At 71.4% G+C, this 17604-nt stretch carries 16 protein-coding genes; 8 read left to right on the forward strand and 8 right to left on the reverse strand.

Features of this window, described 5'->3' with window-relative positions:
• Positions 1–81: 81 nt before the first annotated feature.
• Positions 82–1668, forward strand: coding sequence for an amidophosphoribosyltransferase (gene purF, locus G6038_RS21010; RefSeq protein ID WP_165039711.1), 1587 nt, complete (start codon positions 82–84; stop codon positions 1666–1668).
• Between the two features lie 175 nt (positions 1669–1843).
• Positions 1844–2917 carry a phosphoribosylformylglycinamidine cyclo-ligase gene (purM, locus tag G6038_RS21015; RefSeq protein ID WP_165039712.1) on the forward strand — a complete coding sequence of 358 codons (1074 nt, stop codon included), beginning with the start codon at positions 1844–1846 and terminating at the stop codon, positions 2915–2917.
• Positions 2918–3185: 268 nt separating this feature from the next.
• Here purM and G6038_RS21020 read toward each other — a convergent pair whose 3' ends face one another.
• From G6038_RS21020 to G6038_RS21035, 4 genes are all read right to left on the reverse strand, one after another.
• A complete protein-coding gene (locus G6038_RS21020; protein WP_006930206.1) occupies positions 3186–3395 on the reverse strand; it encodes a DUF3073 domain-containing protein in 210 nt (69 codons plus the stop codon).
• 184 nt (positions 3396–3579) lie between these two features.
• On the reverse strand, positions 3580–4554 hold the full coding sequence (locus G6038_RS21025) for an asparaginase (RefSeq protein ID WP_165039713.1): 975 nt from the start codon (positions 4552–4554) through the stop codon (positions 3580–3582).
• Positions 4551–5225, reverse strand: coding sequence for an MOSC domain-containing protein (locus G6038_RS21030; RefSeq protein ID WP_165039714.1), 675 nt, complete (start codon positions 5223–5225; stop codon positions 4551–4553). The genes G6038_RS21025 and G6038_RS21030 overlap by 4 nt, the downstream gene beginning before the upstream one ends.
• A complete protein-coding gene (locus tag G6038_RS21035) occupies positions 5222–6352 on the reverse strand; it encodes a folate-binding protein YgfZ (protein WP_165039715.1) in 1131 nt (376 codons plus the stop codon). The genes G6038_RS21030 and G6038_RS21035 overlap by 4 nt, the downstream gene beginning before the upstream one ends.
• 54 nt (positions 6353–6406) lie before the next feature.
• Here G6038_RS21035 and G6038_RS21040 point away from each other — a divergent pair, with 54 nt between their 5' ends.
• From G6038_RS21040 to cydC, 5 genes are all read left to right on the forward strand, one after another.
• Entirely contained in the window at positions 6407–7252 is an 846-nt protein-coding gene (locus G6038_RS21040; protein WP_165039716.1) for an aminodeoxychorismate lyase, read from the forward strand.
• Between the two features lie 211 nt (positions 7253–7463).
• Positions 7464–8960 (forward strand): cytochrome ubiquinol oxidase subunit I, encoded by a 1497-nt coding sequence (locus tag G6038_RS21045; RefSeq protein ID WP_165039717.1) that lies wholly within the window; start codon positions 7464–7466, stop codon positions 8958–8960.
• Between the two features lie 10 nt (positions 8961–8970).
• Positions 8971–10008: a cytochrome d ubiquinol oxidase subunit II gene (gene cydB, locus G6038_RS21050; RefSeq protein WP_165039718.1), complete on the forward strand. Its 1038-nt coding sequence runs from the start codon at positions 8971–8973 to the stop codon at positions 10006–10008.
• A complete protein-coding gene (gene cydD, locus G6038_RS21055) occupies positions 10005–11744 on the forward strand; it encodes a thiol reductant ABC exporter subunit CydD (protein ID WP_165039719.1) in 1740 nt (579 codons plus the stop codon). The genes cydB and cydD overlap by 4 nt, the downstream gene beginning before the upstream one ends.
• Positions 11744–13405, forward strand: coding sequence for a thiol reductant ABC exporter subunit CydC (gene cydC, locus G6038_RS21060; RefSeq protein WP_165039720.1), 1662 nt, complete (start codon positions 11744–11746; stop codon positions 13403–13405). The genes cydD and cydC overlap by 1 nt, the downstream gene beginning before the upstream one ends.
• Before the next feature lie 331 nt (positions 13406–13736).
• Here the strand turns inward: cydC and G6038_RS21065 are convergent, their stop codons facing one another.
• Complete coding sequence (locus G6038_RS21065) at positions 13737–14408, reverse strand: FABP family protein (protein ID WP_165039721.1); 672 nt, start codon at positions 14406–14408, stop codon at positions 13737–13739.
• Between the two features lie 288 nt (positions 14409–14696).
• On the opposite strand from G6038_RS21065, the gene G6038_RS21070 reads away from it, so the two are divergent.
• A complete protein-coding gene (locus G6038_RS21070; RefSeq protein WP_346772875.1) occupies positions 14697–15872 on the forward strand; it encodes a cutinase family protein in 1176 nt (391 codons plus the stop codon).
• Positions 15873–15925: 53 nt separating this feature from the next.
• Here the strand turns inward: G6038_RS21070 and G6038_RS21075 are convergent, their stop codons facing one another.
• The 3 genes from G6038_RS21075 to G6038_RS21085 are packed head-to-tail and all read right to left on the reverse strand — an operon-like array spanning position 15926 to position 17598.
• Positions 15926–16231 carry a DUF1416 domain-containing protein gene (locus G6038_RS21075; RefSeq protein WP_165039722.1) on the reverse strand — a complete coding sequence of 102 codons (306 nt, stop codon included), beginning with the start codon at positions 16229–16231 and terminating at the stop codon, positions 15926–15928.
• A gap of 2 nt (positions 16232–16233) precedes the next feature.
• Positions 16234–17070, reverse strand: coding sequence for a sulfurtransferase (locus G6038_RS21080; RefSeq protein WP_165039723.1), 837 nt, complete (start codon positions 17068–17070; stop codon positions 16234–16236).
• 60 nt (positions 17071–17130) lie between these two features.
• The gene (locus G6038_RS21085) at positions 17131–17598 is read right to left on the reverse strand and encodes a DUF4395 domain-containing protein (protein WP_165039727.1); all 468 of its coding nucleotides are present in this window, start codon (positions 17596–17598) and stop codon (positions 17131–17133) included.
• Positions 17599–17604 lie beyond the last annotated feature (6 nt).

Genomic DNA, 17604 nt, shown 5'->3' on the forward strand with positions numbered 1-17604 from the left:
GGCCCGTCGGGGCGGGGCACCGTCGCGCGACCCGTAGAATGGTGTTGCCTCTCTTCTGTCCAGCCCCCAGGGAGCACCCCGGTGACCAGTGCCGATCTGTCGGTCCACACACGTAATCTCCTCGTAGCCGAGGAACCTGAGAACGAACCTCGCGAGGAGTGCGGAGTCTTCGGAGTGTGGGCTCCGGGTGAGGATGTGTCCAAGCTCACGTACTACGGCCTCTATGCGCTGCAGCACCGCGGCCAGGAGGCGGCCGGCATCGCCGTCGCCGACGGCTCGCAGGTCCTCGTCTTCAAGGATCTCGGGCTGGTGAGCCAGGTCTTCGACGAGCAGACGCTCGCCGCCATGTCCGGTCACATCGCGATCGGGCACTGCCGCTACTCGACCACCGGGTCGACCACCTGGGAGAACGCCCAGCCGATCTTCCGCACCACCGCGGCCGGCACCGGCGTCGCGCTCGGCCACAACGGCAACCTGGTCAACACCGCCGAACTCGCTCAGCGCGCCCGCGAGCTGGGCCTCGGCGAGGACCGGCGGGCGGTCACGGCGACCACCGACTCGGACATCGTCGGCGCGCTGCTCGCGCACGCCGCCGCCGACAGCACCGTCGAGCAGGCGGCCCTCGAGCTGCTGCCGACCCTGCGCGGTGCCTTCTGCCTCACCTTCATGGACGAGCACACGCTCTACGCCGCCCGCGACCCGTGGGGAATCCGGCCGCTGTGCCTGGGCCGCCTGGACCGCGGCTGGGTGGTGGCCAGCGAGACCGCCGCGCTCGACATCGTCGGTGCGTCCTTCGTGCGCGACATCGAGCCCGGCGAACTGCTCGCCATCGACGCCGACGGCGTCCGCTCGTCCCGGTTCGCGAACCCCGAGCCCAAGGGGTGCGTGTTCGAGTACGTCTACCTCGCTCGTCCGGACTCGACGATCGCGGGCCGCTCGGTGCACGCGACCCGCGTCGAGATCGGCCGGCGCCTGGCCAAGGAACACCCCGTCGACGCGGACCTGGTCATCCCGGTTCCCGAGTCGGGCACCCCGGCCGCCGTCGGCTACGCCCAGGGCTCCGGCATCCCCTACGGCCAGGGCCTGATGAAGAACGCCTACGTGGGCCGCACCTTCATCCAGCCGAGCCAGACCATCCGGCAGCTCGGCATCCGGCTCAAGCTCAATCCGCTGCGCGAGGTGATCCGCGGCAAGCGGCTCGTCGTCGTCGACGACTCGATCGTGCGCGGCAACACTCAGCGCGCCCTGATCCGCATGCTCCGCGAGGCCGGTGCGCTCGAGATCCACGTGCGGATCGCGTCGCCGCCGGTGAAGTGGCCGTGCTTCTACGGCATCGACTTCGCGTCTCCGGCCGAGCTGATCGCCAACGGCGGCGGCACCCGCGACGCCTCCGAGCGGACCGGGCACGACTTCGACGAGATGGTGGAGATGGTGCGCCGTTCGATCGGTGCGGACTCCCTCGGATACATCTCGATCGACGGGATGATCGGCGCCACCGAGCAGCCCGCATCGCGCCTGTGCGCCGCGTGCTTCGACGGGCACTACCCGATCGCGCTGCCGAAGGAGCACGCCGTCGGGAAGAACGTGCTCGAAGGCATCCTCGGCGGCGCCGCGGGCACCACGCCGGTGCTCGACAACGACAACGCGGACGCATTGAGCCGCCCCTAGACTCGCCCGCCGCCGCGATGCCGGCGGCCACGGTTTCGCGTCGTCGCGCGTCGGCGGTCCGACCCGGTCAGGTACCTTGAGGTGCGCGATCGGCGGGCTTCGGCGTGCGTACACGCGCCCGGCAGCGATGCCGACACACCTGTTCACCACAACTCGAGGCTGGAGCCGACAACCCATGACCGAGGACACAACCCCCGGAGCTTCCTACGCAGCGGCGGGCGTGGACATCGAGGCCGGCGATCGAGCCGTCGAACTGTTCGCACCGCACGCGAAGAAGGCGACCCGCCCGGAGGTGCTCGGCGGCCTCGGCGGATTCGCGGGTCTGTTCGCGCTCAAGGGCGACTACAAGGAACCGCTGCTCGCGGCGTCCACCGACGGCGTCGGCACCAAACTCGCCGTCGCGCAGGCACTCGACAAGCACGACACGGTCGGTCTCGACCTCGTCGCGATGGTCGTCGACGACCTCGTGGTCTGTGGCGCCGAGCCGCTCTTCCTGCAGGACTACATCGCGGTCGGTCGCGTGGTGCCCGAGCGGGTGGCCGAGATCGTCGGCGGCATCGCGGCCGGCTGCGTCCAGGCCGGCTGCGCGCTGCTCGGCGGCGAGACCGCCGAGCACCCCGGCGTGATGGCCGACGGGGACTACGACCTGTCCGCCACCGGTGTCGGCGTCGTCGAGGCCGACAGGCTGCTCGGACCCGACCGGGTGCGCCCGGGCGACGTGGTCATCGCCATGGGCTCGTCGGGCCTGCACTCCAACGGATACTCGCTGGCGCGCAAGGTCCTTCTCGACATCGGCAAGATGAGCCTGACGGCACACGTCGACGAGTTCAGCCGCACTCTCGGCGAGGAACTGCTCGAGCCGACCCGGATCTATGCGAAGGACTGCCTCGCGCTGGCCGCCGAAACCGAGGTCCGTACGTTCTGCCACGTCACCGGCGGAGGACTCGCGGGGAATCTCGCGCGCGTGATGCCGAAGGGACTCGTCGCCGAACTCGACCGCACCACGTGGAGCCCGGCCCCGGTGTTCGGGCTCATCGCCCAGCGCGGCCGCGTCGAGCGGACCGAGATGGAGAAGACCTTCAACATGGGCGTCGGCATGGTCGCGATCGTCGCGCCCGAGGACGTCGACCGGGCCCTCGCGGTGCTCACCGCGCGGCACATCGACTGCTGGACCCTGGGTACCGTGCGCAAGTCGCAGGACCAGGACGACGTGCGGGCCGTGCTGGTAGGCGACCACCCGCGGTTCTGACCCGGCGCCGGCCCGGGTCCGGCATCCGGAGACGCCTCACCCCCGAACCTCGTCACACCCGAAACACGCAGCGCCCGGGCCGTTCAGGACGGCCCGGGCGCTGCGCGTCGTGGTGATGAAGGCGTCGTGGTGAGGAAGGAGCTTTCGGGGTCGCCTCACCGCCCGACCGGGTCCGCAGTGCTGTGCGGGATCCGGACGGCGGGGAGGGTGCCCAGCGGGAGGGGGGAGTCGGTGGTCCGACTCCCCCCTCCCGTGCGTGAGGCTCGGGTCAGCGACGCCAGTCGTCGTCGTAGTCGTCGTCCCAGGCGGAACGACCGTCCGGGCCGGAACGCTGGTCCGCGAAGACCTCGTCCCGGTGCGAGTTGGGTGTACCGCCAGACAGTTCCCGCTGGAGGCTCTCGAAGTCGGTGGCCGGTGAGCTGTACTTGAGCTCCCGTGCAACCTTGGTCTGCTTTGCCTTAGCCCGGCCGCGGCCCATGGCTAACCCCCTCGCGCTTTGACGGGGCGGCCTGGGGAATTTGGCGGCCCCGGTTAATTGAGTATTTTCCTGGCCACCACTCTAGCGTGCAAAAGTCGGTTCCGCCTCCACACACCTGGTTGCGGCAGTGTCCGATTGGTCTCACCCACAGGCGACCTGGGCAAATGCGGTACCCCGGCGGTGCTCAGAGCACCCCGGGGATCGCCCGCACCGTGCCGACCCGAATGCCGCCGCCGAGCACCGGCTGCGAGGCGAGGTCCGCGTGGTCCTCGGACCACGTCACGCCGAGGTGGTGCAGCAGGGCGGCCGTGAGGGGGAGCCGGGCCCGCTCGTGGCCGTCGTCGATCTTGAGGGCGAATGCGGTGCCGTCCGGCAGGGCGCCCGCGTGCACGCCGTCCGCACCGGCCTTGCACAGCAGTCCCGGCACCGCGGGCATCAGCCGGGCGTCGTCCTTGCCACTGCCCGAGACGAGGCGCGGATGACTCCGGATCGCGTCGGCGACGGCCCGTTCCGGCGTCCCGGGCGCGGCCGTCGCCAGCCGCGAATAGGCGCGGGCGAGGTTGAACAGGGGGAGCGGCACGATCGGCAGGCCGCACCCGTCGATTCCGAGATCGGTGTCCTCCACGTCGCGGGCGAGCTCGAGGATCGTCTCGACCACGGCCTGCTGCAGCGGATGGGCGGAGTCGAGGTAGCCCGGCTCGTCCTGCTCGGCGCGGACGGGCCAGCCGTTCGCGGCGCACGTCGCGAGCATCGCCGCGTGCTTGCCGGAGCAGTTCATGTACACCGCCCGCCGCGGGCGGCCGGCTGCGACGAGCGTCGCGCGGGCCGGTTCGTTGCCCGGCAGGTCCGGCGGGCACTGCAGGTCGTCCTCGGTGAACCCGTGCCCGGCGAGCAGCGCCTGCACGAGCCCGACGTGGTCCTCCTCGCCCTCGTGGGAGGCCGTCGCGATGGCCAGTTCCTCCGTCGACCGGGGCACGAATCCGTGGCGCAGCAGTGCCACCGCCTGCAGAGGCTTGTTGGACGAACGCGGGTAGACGGGCGTGTGGATCTCTCCGAGGGCGATCCGCACCTCACCGTCCGGCCCGACCACGACGAGCGAGCCGCGGTGCACGCATTCGCGGAATCCCGACCGCACCACTTCCACGAGTTCGACGCTCAATACTCCACCTGCACCTCTCGTCCGGCGACTCGTCTGCGAGCCTTGTCGGCGACACTAGGGGACAGGTCGGCCTGCCGTTCGAGCATCACCGCGATCCGTGCCGGGTCCCGGCCGGTGAACAGCTCCCGCACGGTCACCCCGTGCTCGGGCACGTGCACGACGGCGATCCCGTTGCCCGCCTCCACCGGGCCTTCGACGATCACCTTCAGGTACGCGCCGGTGTCGCCGCGGGCCGCGAACCGCTTCACCCAGCCCGGTTCCTGCGCCCACACCCCGAACGTGCCGCACGGGGTGCGCGGTCCGGTGACCTCGAGGAGCAGGCCGGCCGAGCCGATCCGCCAGCGCTCGCCGATCACGGCATCCGACGCGGCGATCCCGCTCACGCGCAGGTTCTCGCCGAACCAACCCGCGGGCAGTTCGCGGCCGAGCTCGTCGGCCCAGCGCCGCGCCTCGTCCTCGGCGTACGCGTAGACGGCCTTGTGGCGGCCGCCGTGGTGGGCGGTGTCGCACTGCCGGTCTCCGTGCAGGCCGAGCTGCCGGACCCGCACGGGCCCGGGCACGGGACGCTTGTCGACGGCCGTGTACGGAACGCGGCGGGTGCCGCTGTCGCGGACGGCGTGCACCACGCAGACCGCCTCGACCCGGCCGGTCGGGACGTGCGGGTGGCTCACCGCCCGCGGAGCCGTTCCACGGCGAGCCGGCCGGCCTGCACGGCGGCGTCGTCGGGCACCGAGTCCGGATCGATCGCCGCGGCGCAGGGTCCGGCGACGAGCGCCGTACCGACGGGAACGTTCCGCTTGACGAGGGCCAGCGCGACGGGACCGAGTTCGAAGTGGTCGACGACGGTGCCCACCCGGCCGACGGCGCGACCGTCGGCGGTCACCGGGTCGCCGGGTTCGGGCCGGCCGTCGGCGGAACCGTCGAGGTGCAGCAGGACGAGGTGCCGGGGTGGCTTGCCGAGGTTGTGCACCCGCGCGACGGTCTCCTGCCCCCGGTAGCAGCCCTTGTCGAGATGGACGGCGCCGTGCTCGGCCGGGCCGCCGATCCAGCGGGCCTCGTGCGGGATGGTGCGCTCGTCGGTGTCGAGGCCGATGCGCGGGCGCAGCGAGACGACCCGCAGCGCCTCGAACGCCCAGGTGCCCGCCGGGCGGGCACCGGCGTCGACGAGGGCGGTGAACACGTCGGCGAGCCGTTCGCGGGGCACGAGAAGGTCCCAGGCGTCGTCGGTGGGCCACGGCATGCGCCGGACGAGTCCGCCCCCGGGCAGCGCGGCCGCGGCGTAGACGTCGGCGGGCAGGGCGTCGATGCCCAGCGCGGCCAGGACGGGGGCCTCGCCGGCGTGCGGACCGAGCAGGCTCAGCACGGCCAGTTCGTTGCCGTCCCGCGGCTCGGCCTTGGACCAGAACACCATCTTGGTGAGGAACGCGAGCAGGTCCGGTCCGCGCCGCGGCTCGGTGTCGATCCAGGTGACGCCGTCGAGATCGGTCTGCACGAAGTGGTGCTCGACGCGGCCCTGCGCATCGAGGCTGAGGTTCTCCGCCGAGGTGCCGTCGCGCAGCTGCGCGATGTGCTGGCTCGAGATGGTGTGCAGCCAGCTCAGGCGCTCCTCGCCGGGAACGGCGACGACGAACCGGGTCGATCGGTCGACCACGGCCATGCCGGTGAGGGCGGCGCGCTGTTCACCGAACGGATCGCCGTAGTGCCACGGCAGGCCCGCATCGGGGGTGCCGGCCGGCGCAGGGACGGCGCCGGGACGGGCAAGAAGTGGGCTGTCGGTCACGGAGGGAGTGTCGGCCACGACACCAGTCTAGGAGCGCGGGTCTGTACCGGGAGGAATGGATAGGGTGTGCGCATGGCTGAGCGGGTGCTGGTGACGCTGGACGGCGAGGTTCGGGACGCGGACGTGCCGCTGCTGCATGCGGACGACATCGGGGTGCTGCGCGGCGACGGGGTGTTCGAGACGCTCCTCGTGCGCGGCGGGCGGGCACGCACCGTCGAACAGCACCTGAGCCGGCTCGTGTCGTCCGCCGCGGCGGCGGGACTGCCGGCCCCCGAGCGCGACGACTGGCGGCTGGCGATCGAGGTCGCGCTCGAGCAGTGGAACGCGGAGCAGGAAGGGGCGTTGCGCCTGGTGTACACCCGCGGCCGGGAGGGCGGCAGTGAACCGACCGCGTTCCTGTTGCTGACGCCGGTGGCCGAACGGGTGTGCAAGGCCCGCAAGGACGGGGTGTCCGTGGTGACGCTCGAGCGCGGCTACTCGGTGGATCTCGCGTCGAAGGCGCCGTGGCAGCTGCTCGGGGCCAAGACCCTGTCCTACGCCACGAACATGGCGGCGCTGCGGCACGCCGAGTCGCTCGGCGCCGACGATGTGATCTACATCAGCAGCGAGGGTTACGTGTTGGAGGGGCCACGTTCGTCGGTCCTCATCGCGCGCGGCCGCACGCTGATCACTCCGCCGCCGGAGCAGGGGATCCTGCCCGGCACCACGCAGCAGGCGCTGTTCGACGTCGCGGGCGACCACAATTTCGTGGTGCGGTACGAACCGATCCGTCCTGCCGATCTTGTTGTGGCGGAAGGTGTTTGGCTCGTCTCGAGCGTCGCTCTGGCGGCGCGGGTGCACACCCTCGACGGGCACGCGCTGTCCCGCCGCGCCCTGGTCGGCGAGGTCGAGGCGCTGGTGGACGCCGCGGTCGAGTGAGCGCCGCCGCGGACCGGCCGGGGAGGCGCCGGCCGCGCGGGCGTATGCATGTGTCGGTCGACACCGTCGACGCTTCTGTCCACTTCTACTACTGTTAGTAGTAACAAGGTCTCCGGCGCGTGCGGCGGATGGTCCCTTGTGCACAGAGTCCGAGGCCCGAGCCCGCGCCCCGGATTCGGAGCCTGTCCCTGGGCGTCACCTCGGAGTAGCCATGGATGTGTTGGACCTGTCCCGGTGGCAGTTCGGCATCACCACCGTCTATCACTTCATCCTCGTCCCGCTGACCATCGGTCTCGCCCCGCTCATCGCGATCATGCAGACCATGTGGGTGGTCACGAAGAAGGACCACTGGTACCGCCTGACGAAGTTCTTCGGCAAGCTCTTCCTCATCAACTTCGCCCTCGGCGTGGCCACCGGCATCGTCCAGGAGTTCCAGTTCGGCATGAACTGGAGCGAATACTCCCGCTTCGTCGGGGACGTCTTCGGCGCCCCGCTGGCGCTCGAGGGCTTGGTGGCGTTCTTCCTCGAGTCGACATTCCTCGGCCTGTGGATCTTCGGATGGGGCCGGCTGCCGAAACTGGTCCACCTCGCGACGATCTGGCTGGTCGCGATCGGCGTCAACGCCTCCGCGTACTTCATCATCTCGGCCAACTCGTTCATGCAGCACCCCGTCGGCGCGACGTACAACCCCGAGACCGGGCGTGCGGAGCTGACGAGCATCTGGGAACTGCTGACCAACAACACCGCGCTCGCGGCGTTCCCCCACACCGTCGCCGGGGCGTTCCTCACCGCCGGCACCTTCGTCGCGGGCATCGCCGGCTGGTGGATGGTGCGCAACATGCGGCGCGCCGCGCAGTCCGCGCCGGTCGAGGCCGACCGGCTCGAGGGTGAGGCCCGCGGGATGTTCCGCCCCGCCGCCCGCCTCGGCATGCTCGTCATGATCGTCTCCGGTGTCGCGCTCTTCGTCAGTGGCGACATCCAGGCGAAGCTCATGTTCGAACAGCAGCCGATGAAAATGGCGTCGGCGGAGTCGTTGTGCCACACCGAGACCGACCCTAAGTTCTCGGTCCTGACGATCGGTACCCACAACAACTGCGACGGCGTCATCCACGTCCTCGAGGTCCCGTTCGTGCTGCCGTACCTCGCACAGGGCGAGTTCACCGGCGTCACCCTGCAGGGCGTCGAAGACCTGCAGGACCAGTACGAGGAGCAGTTCGGCCCCGGCAACTACCGGCCCAACCTGTTCGTCACCTACTGGTCGTTCCGCGCCATGATCGGCCTGGCCGCCGGTTCGGCCGCGCTGGCCCTGGCCGGACTGTGGGTCACCCGCCGCGGCCGCGTCCCCGACCAGAAGTGGTTCGGCTGGTTGAGCATCCTCGCCATCCCCACGCCGTTCCTGGCCAACAGCGCCGGCTGGATCTTCACGGAGATGGGACGCCAGCCGTGGGTCGTGCACCCCAACCCGACGGGCGTGGACATGATCCGGCTCACCGTCGACCAGGGCGTGTCGAACAACTCGTCCGGCGCCGTGATCGCCTCGCTGGCGGCCTTCACCGTCGTCTACGGCGCGCTCGGCGTCGTGTGGTTCTGGCTGATCCGCCGCTACACCATCGAGGGCCCGTTGCCGCACGACGCCCACCCGCCGGGTGAGCACGACGACGAACCCGACGACACCGGCCGGCCCAAGCAGCTGTCCTTCGCGTACTAGGAGATCGGTCATGGGACTTCAAGAGGTCTGGTTCGTCCTGATCGCGGTGCTGTTCACCGGGTACTTCGTGCTCGAGGGTTTCGACTTCGGTGTCGGCATGCTGATGCCGGTGCTCGGTCGGGGCCGCACCGAGACGGCCGACACCCGCCGCCGGGTGTTGCTCAACACCATCGGACCGGTATGGGACGGCAACGAGGTGTGGCTGCTCACCGCGGGCGGCGCGATGTTCGCCGCGTTCCCCGAGTGGTACGCGACCCTGTTCTCCGGGTTCTACCTCCCGCTGCTGCTGATCCTGCTCGGCCTCATCGTCCGGGTCGTGGCGATCGAGTACCGCGGCAAGATCGACGACCCCACCTGGCGAAGGCGCTGCGACTGGGGCATCGTCTTCGGGTCCTGGGTGCCGGCCGTGCTGTGGGGCGTGGCGTTCGCGAACATCGTCCGCGGCGTCGCCATCGACGAGAACAAGCAGTACATCGGCGGCTTCTTCGACCTGCTGAATCCGTACGCGCTGCTCGGCGGCGCCACCACCGCGCTGGTGTTCGCGCTGCACGGTGCGGTCTTCATCGCCCTGAAGTCCGCCGACGAGGTGCGCGAGGACGCCGTGAAACTCGCCGCCCGGCTCGCCGTTCCGGCGGTCGTCGTGGCCGGTGCCTTCGTGTTGTGGACACAACTCGCCCACGGCAAGACCTGGACGTGGCTCGTCGTCGGCGCCGCGGCGGCCGCGCTGCTCGCCGTCGTCGTCCTCACCCGCGCGGAGCGCGAGGGCTGGGCGTTCGTGTTCACCACCGTCGCCATCGTCGGCACCGTCGTCCTGCTGTTCGGCTCGCTGTTCCCGAACGTCATGCCGTCCACGCTCGGCGACACCCTGTCGCTGACGATCGAGAACGCGTCGTCGAGCCCGTACACGCTGAAGGTCATGACGTGGGCCGCGGTGATCGTCACCCCGGTGGTCCTGATCTACCAGGGGTGGACGTACTGGGTGTTCCGCCAGCGCATCTCCACCAAGCACATCCCGAAGTCCATCGGCCTGTCGCTCGGGACGAAATGACCGCGCCCGCCGACGCCCCGGTGCGTCCGTTCGGCTCCGCCCCCGGACCGTCGGACGCGCCGCGGCGTCGCGGGCCGATCGACCCACGGTTGTGGCGTTACTCCGCCACCGCACGCGGCTATCTGGCGCTCGCCGTCGTCACGGCCTCGGTCAACGTCGCGATGATCGTCGTGTCCGCACTCGCGATCGGTGCGGTCCTCGCCGGGGTCCTCACCACCGGCTCCACCGACCTCGGCGCATGGCGGACCGAACTGCTGACCCTGGCCGCGGCCGTCACCGTCCGGACCCTCGTCACGTGGGTGCAGTCCCGGTTCGCGCACCGCTCGGCGAGCCGGGTCGTCGCCGAACTCGAGCACGAGGTGCTCGCGGCGGCGACCCGGTGGCCGCCGCGCGAACTCGAACCACGCCGCGACGAGATCGCCACCGTGCTCACCCGCGGGCTCGGCGGCCTCTCCGAGTACCTCACCGGATACGTGCCGGCCCTCCTGCTCGCCGTCACGCTCACCCCGATCACGGTGGTGGTCATCGCCTTCCAGGACCTCACCTCGGCGATCATCGTCGTCGTGACGCTGCCGCTCATCCCGGCGTTCATGATCCTCATCGGGCTGCTGACCAAGGGCAAGGCCGACCGCACGCTCCGAACCATGACGACGCTGTCGGCCCAGCTGCTCGACCTGATCGCCGGTCTGCCCACGCTGCGCGCGCTCGGCCGCGAGCAGGGGCCGGCACAGAAGGTGCGCGAACTCGGCGACGACCACCGCCGCACCACCATGTCGGCGCTGCGCGTGGCCTTCCTGTCCGGCACGGTGCTCGAATGGCTCGCCACCCTCTCCGTGGCGCTGATCGCGGTGAGCATCGGCCTGCGCCTCGTCTACGGCGACATGGCCCTCGAGGCGGGCATCGTCGCGCTGATCCTCGCTCCCGAGGCGTATCTGCCGCTGCGTACGGTGGGCGCGAAGTTCCACGCTGCCGAGGACGGTAAGGCCGCCGCCGAGCGCGCCTTCACGATCCTCGACCGTGCCCCCGCGCCCAGCTCGGGACCGGAGTGCGCCGAATTCGATTCCAGCGCAGCCGAACTGACGTTGACCGGCCTCAGTGTCGCGAGCCGCGACGGCTATGCCCCGTTCCGGCTCGACGCCGTGTGCCGGCCGGGCGCCGTGACCGTGCTGACCGGAGCGAACGGCTCGGGCAAGTCGACGGCGCTGCTCGCCGTCCTCGGCCTCGCCGCGCCGGTGGAGGGCCGCGTCGAGGTCGGTGGCCGTGCCGTGGTGGCCGACGACGCGTGGTGGGGGCAGGTGGCGTGGCTGCCCCAGCGGCCCGTGCTGCTCCCCGGCACGCTGGCCGACAACCTGCGCCTCACCGGCGTGGACCTTACCACCCCCGGGCTCGACGACATCTGTGCGGCAACAGGATTCGACGAAGTGCTCGAAGAGCTCCCGGACGGCTGGGACACCGTCGTCGGCGCCGGCGGCAGCGGTCTGTCGCTCGGGCAGCGGCAACGGCTCGCCCTCGTCCGCACCCTCGCCGCGGACCGGCCCGTGCTGCTGCTGGACGAGCCGACCGCCCACCTCGACGACACGACCGAGACCACGGTCCTGGCGACGGTGCGGGAACTGGCCCGGCGCGGACGCACCGTGGTGATCGTCGCGCACCGCCCGAGCATCCTGGCGATCGCCGATACCGTCGTCCGGGTCTGCGCCCACAGCGACGCGACCTCCGGCAGAGGGGAGCGGTGATGAACGATCTGCGTCGCGCGATGGCGCTGCTCGAACTGCGCCCCGGCCGGGTCGCCGCCGCCGTCGCCGCCGGTGTCGCCACCCTGGGCAGCGCCCTCGCGCTGGCGGGCCTGTCGGCCTGGCTGATCATCCGTGCGTGGCAGATGCCGCCGGTGCTGGATCTGACGGTCGCCGTCGTCGCGGTGCGGGCCCTGGGCATCTCCCGCGGCCTGTTCCGCTACCTCGAGCGGCTCGCCGGCCACGACACCGCGCTGCGCGGCACCACCGCCGCTCGCACCCGGCTCTACCGGCGCCTCGCCGACGGCGACCCGGTGGCCTCCGCCGGCCTGCGCCGCGGGGACCTGCTCGCCCGCACCGGCGCCGACGTCGACGCCCTCGGGGACGTGGTGGTGCGGGCGCTGGTGCCCATCGCCGTCGCCGCGATCCTCACCGTCGCCGCCGTCGGCTGGCTCGCCCTGATCTCCCCGGCCGCGGCGGCGGTGCTCGCCGTCGCGCTGCTCGTCACCGGCGTCGCGGCCCCGTGGCTGTCCGCCCGTGCCGCGGCCCGCGCCGAGGCCGACAGCGCCGCCGCCCGCGTCCGGTTCTCCCGCGACGCGGTCACCGCGCTCGACCACGCCGCCGAGCTGCGGGTCGCGGGCTTGCTCCCGCAGGCCGTCGGCCGGGCGCACCGCGCGGGTACGGACGCGGTGCGGGCCACCGACCGCGCGGCCGTACCCGCCGCGTACGCGGAGGCCGCCACCCCCCTCGCGGTCGGGGCGAGCGTCCTGGGGTCGCTGCTCGTCGGCATCACGGTCTTCGCCGAGGGCGGGATGAGCCCGATGTCGCTCGGGATCCTCGTGCTGCTGCCCCTGTCCGCGTTCGAGGCGGGCGCGGCGCTGCCCGGCGCCGCCGTCACCCTGACCCGCGCCCGGATCGCGGCGCGGCGCGTGGTCGACCTGCTCGACCGCGCCGACCGGCCGGTGCCGCACGGCACCCGGCCCGTCCCGGAACCGTGCCACCTGCGTGCCGTCGATCTGCGCAGCGGCTGGCCCGGCGGACGGGACGCGGGGCCCCTCACGCTCGACCTGCCACCCGGTGCGCGCGTCGCCCTCGTCGGGAGCAGCGGCAGCGGCAAGACCAGCACACTGATGACCCTCGCAGGGTTGCTCGAGCCCGTCGCCGGGACCGTCACCCTCGGCGGCGTGCCGCTCGCCGAGCTCGAACCGGCAGCCCTGCGGCAGGAGGTCGGATTCTTCGCCGAGGACGCCCACCTGTTCGAGACGTCCGTGCTGGAGAACCTGCGGGTGGCCCGCGGCCACCTCACCGAGGCCGAGGCGCTGGACGTGCTCGGCGACGTCGGGTTGGGGGAGTGGGTGGCCGGGCTTCCCGACGGACTGCACAGCACCCTGGCCGGCGGTGCGCGGGCTGTCTCCGGGGGCCAGCGTCGCCGGTTGCTGCTCGCGCGGGCGCTCGTGTCCCCTGCGCGGGTGCTGCTGCTCGACGAGCCGACCGAGCATCTCGACGCCGCTGACGGCGCGCAGCTGCAGCGGCTGCTGCTGGACCGGGACGCCGGGTTCGTCGCGCCCGAGCGCACCGTCGTGGTCGTCACGCACCAACTGCCCGAAGGCACCGCGGCCGACCTCGTCGTTCGCCTGGGGAAAAACTCGTTGCCCGCGGTCTGAGCGGGGCGTACTTTCGGGCGTACACGAGAAAGGAGGTGGTCTGAATTGAAGTATCGGACACGTGAGGTGGCTGCGCGCTAGCCGCTGTCATCGACGACGGGATTGTCGACCGCCGCAGCGGCCGGCGAATACCACGCAGTCACCCGGCCCCCGAGCCTTCCGGGTCCGTCCGACCGGACATCGCCGAGACGATCCGTCCCGACGTAGCGCTCGGGGGCCGTTCGCGTCCCTGGGCGGAGCCGTGCGCGGGCCGAGCAACCACGTCCTTCGGCTCGGGACCGGCGGGACGGGGCGCGTGCCTGGAGGGCGGTCCCGAAGGAGTGCCGGGCGGTCAGCCGATGTGGCGTGCCAGCCGCGCGGACATGTGCGGCCGCAGTTCCCCGTCCGCGGTGACGCGTTCCTCGACGTAGGCGAGGTCGCCGCCCTCGACGATGCCGTACAGGCGCTTGGCGCCGCCGACCACCTCGCCGGACTGGCTGCGGATCACCACGTCGGTCGCCAGCTCCCAGGACGACTGGGTCAGGGCGGTGCCGTAGTACAGCTCGACGACGCCGGAGCTGTGATTGAGGAGCAGCTCGAGGGTTTCCGGATCCTCGCTGCCGGGCGCGCCGGTGCCGGAGACCCGCCAGAATCCGCTCTCCCGCCGGTCCGGGCCGCTGTAGCCGCCCTCCTCGTCGAGGCGCCACGAACGGGCCTCCCACACGAGGTAGTTGCCGCCGTCGTGGGTGACCACGATCTGCTGGCCGAAGCGGTAGTCGCCGGTGCGGGGATCGTTGCCCTCGCCCTCGCCGCGCCACACGCCCACCATGGGCAGCAGCGCCAGCAGCTCCGGATGCATGTCCGGGCCGAGGCGCAGGTTCGCGGTGTCGTCGGGGACGGGCAGGCCGCTCAGGATCGGGACGTTCTTGTCGGCAGTCGCCTTGGCCCGTTCGCGGGCGTTCGCGACCGCCTTGTCGCCGCTACCGCGGACGACCTCCCGTTCCTCACCGGACTCGGCACTCACGGCTGGTCGGTCACCAGACGGTAGAGCACGTACACCGCGAACCACGTGATGAGCACGGCCGCCAGGACAAGGAGAGCTTCGAAGAAGATGACCACGGCCATATCCTAGACGGCGCCCCGAGAGCGCGAAAACCGACGTCCCCTCCGGGCGCGCGGCGCGGCGCGCGGGATAGTACCGTGCAGTGGGCCGCGCGGGCCCTTTCGTCCGGAAAGTCCGACTCGGAGGTCGTGTGCGCCCCATCCGTCTGCTGCTGCCGGCTGTTGCGGCGCTCGCGGCCTGTCCCTGACGGTGACCGTCGCGGTCGCCGCCCCCGGGACGGGGTCGAGCAGCGGTTCGTCCGGGCCCGCCGTCCATCCCGACAACTACGCACTGGAGTGCCCCGACCTGCTGATCGTTGCGGTCTCCGGCGCCACCGACTCCGAGGCCGACCGCGATCCCGTGGTCGAGGAGTCGCGGCAGCCGTGGTCGAACTGGGTGGGGAACGTGACGGTCCCGGCCGGCGAGGCCACCGCGGACCGTCCGGGCTCGATCGGCTGGATGTACGTGCCGTACCCGGCCACCTACGGCCTGGGCCTGTTCGAGGACGTGCCGACCTATCAGGACTCGGTGGCGGCGGGCGTGGCGTCGACCAACCGCATCCTCGACGAACGCAAGAGCGCCTGCGGGGAGGGCACCCGGTTCGCACTCGTCGGCTACAGCGTCGGCGCGGAGGTGATCGAACGGGTGAGCCGCGAACTCGGGCACCGGCCCGCCGACGCCCACGTCGCACCGGACGACATCGCCGGGATCGTCCTCGTCGGTGACCCGTACCGGCCGGCGGGCGTCGCCTCGATGGGCGAGCCCGGTCCGCCCGGTGGCGGGTTCATGTCCTCCGAACCCGCCGACTACGGGGCACTGGCCGACCGGGTCGTGTACTCGTGCCGGCGCTACGACGTCGCGTGCGACGCACCCGAGGACATCGCGGTGCTCGAACTGGCCCTCGGTGTGCTCGGGCAGATGCGGTTCACGCTGCTGGACCCCGTGCAGACCGTCGGCGACCTGGGCGGCGCAGTGGCGGTGACGGCGGCGCGCGCGGCCGCCCACATCGTCACCCGAGACGACTGGTGGGATTCCGGCGAATCCCTCCTCGACGTGCTGCGCAAGGTCGTCGACACGACGTACCCGGTGGACCCGAGCGCGGATCTGGGCCCCGAACGGATGCGGGAGGTCCTCGACTGGGCCATGGGACCGGGCCGGCCGATCGTGGTGGAGAAGCTGCGCGCCGAGGGGGCGGGCTTCGCCGACGACAACAGCGGCATCGTCGACCTGTTCCTCGAGCCGTACATCCTGCTGGGCTTCATCCAGCACATCGGCTACTGGAACACGAACCCGCACGATCCCTGGTACTGGGACAGTGAGCGGATCGTCGACTGGATCGTCGCTCTCGCCGAAGCCGAACGGACGGACCGGCAGCCGCAGAACTGACCACGGACGCCGGCGGGCCCGTTCCGGGAGGAACGGGCCCGCCGAACGGTCTGCTACTTCGCGACCGTGACCTCGACGTGGTGGACGCCGGGCGCGGCCGGGCTCACGACGACGTCACCGTTGCCGCGGCCGGACAGCGCGCGGACCTTCCAGTCGCCGGGCGCGGCGAAGAAGCGGAAGTCACCGGTGCCGGAGGCGACGACCTCGGCGGTGAACTCACCGGTGCCGTCGAGCAGGCGCACGAAGGCACCGCCGACCGGTTGACCGTCGGCGTCGACGACACGGCCGGTCAGGACCGTCTCCTTCTCGACATCCACGCCCGCGGGCAGGGTCTGGGACTGAACGGGTGCACCACACATGATCAGCGAACCTCCAGCTCGATCGGGGCTCCGACGAGCGAGCCGTATTCGACCCAGCTGCCGTCGTAGTTCTTGACGTTCTTCTTGCCGAGGATCTCCTGCAGCACGAACCAGGTGTGGCTCGAGCGCTCACCGATCCGGCAGTAGGCGATGGTCTCGCGGCTGTCGTCGAAGCCCTTCGCCTTGTAGAGGGCCTCGAGGTCGTCGTCCGACTTGAAGGTGCCGTCCTCGTTGGCGGTGGTGCTCCAGGGGATGTTGATCGCACCCGGGACGTGGCCGCGCTGCTGGGCCTGCTCCTGCGGCAGGTGGGCCGGGGCGAGGATCCTGCCGGAGAACTCGTCGGGGGAGCGGACGTCGATGATGTTCCTGGTGCCGATCGCGTCGATCACCTCGTCGCGGAAGGCGCGGATCGAGTGGTCCGGCTCCTGCGCCTTGTACTCGGTGGCCGGGCGGGTGACCTCGTCCTTGGACAGCGGGCGTCCGTCGAGCTCCCACTTCTTGCGGCCACCGTCGATGAGCTTGACGTCCTGGTGCCCGTAGAACTTGAAGTACCAGTACGCGTAGGCGGCGAACCAGTTGTTGTTGCCGCCGTAGAGCACGACGGTGTCGTCCTCGGCGACGCCCTTCGCGGACAGCAGGGCGGAGAACTGCTCCCGGTCCAGGAAGTCGCGACGGACGCCGTCCTGCAGGTCCTTGCGCCAGTCGAGCTTGATCGCGCCCTCGATGTGCCCGCCGTCGTAGGCTGCGGTGTCCTCGTCGACCTCGATGAACACGGTCTTCGGTGCGTGCAGGTTCTGCTCTGCCCAGTCTGCTGAGACCAGGACGTCGGAGCGAGCCATGGGGTTTCCTTTCGGTGTTGACACTCTCGGTCGAGTGGAACGGTGCGGAGGGAGCGGTGGTCAGGCGGCGACGGCCCGGAACCTGGCCACGAGCGGGTAGATCGCGCAACCGAGGCACACCCCGAACGCGGCGTTGAGCAGCGCGGCGAACAGCGCGAACCCGGTGGCGACGAGACCGGCGAGGTCGGCGCCGAGGAGGAATCCGAAGGTCCCTGCGGCGGCGAACACGAATCCGACGAGCTGCGCGAACCGCAGCGGGGCGACAGGTTCCTTCTCGGTGGGCGCGCTCAGCCGGGGCGCGACGAGCCGCGCGAAGAGCAGGCCGTAGGGACTGCGGCGCGGGCCGAGGGCCGCACCGGCCGCGAACACCGCGGTCTGGACGGCGAGCAGTACGCCGGCCACCGTGGTCGAGACCGTCGCGACGGCCAGGACGACGACGAGGACGGCGGTGGTAATCCACGCCGCGAACCGGGGGCCGCGGACGTCTACCTGCTGACCCTGGCGGGCGGTGGGGGCGGGGGTGGACATGAGTGG

This window comes from Rhodococcus sp. 14C212 (genome assembly GCF_011058195.1).
In the GTDB taxonomy this organism is placed as follows: Bacteria; Actinomycetota; Actinomycetes; order Mycobacteriales; family Mycobacteriaceae; genus Rhodococcus; species Rhodococcus aetherivorans.